This is a genomic window from Flavobacterium sufflavum, assembly GCF_004016525.1.
GTDB classification, from domain to species: Bacteria; Bacteroidota; Bacteroidia; order Flavobacteriales; family Flavobacteriaceae; genus Flavobacterium; species Flavobacterium sufflavum.
Genome location: NZ_SACJ01000065.1, coordinates 1 through 204, shown reverse-complemented (window position 1 = coordinate 204; position 204 = coordinate 1). Strand labels below are relative to the sequence as shown.

The window sequence follows — 204 nt, the reverse complement described above, 5'->3', positions numbered from 1 at the left end:
AATGTTCGGCTACGGCGACAGCTCCTACTACTAATGATAATTGTAAAGGAACTATCACAGGAACAACTACTGATCCGTTAACTTATACAACTCAAGGAACTCACGTAATTACCTGGACTTTCAATGATGGTAATGGAAACACTGAAACAGCTACTCAAAATGTAATTGTTGACGATGTTACTAAACCGGCAAAACCAATTCTGG

General features: G+C 38.7%; 1 protein-coding gene. It reads left to right on the top strand.

Going from position 1 to position 204, the window contains the following annotated elements; translation table 11 throughout:
- A partial coding sequence (locus EOD40_RS18160; RefSeq protein ID WP_164905530.1) for an HYR-like domain-containing protein occupies positions 1-204 on the top strand: 204 nt, incomplete at both ends.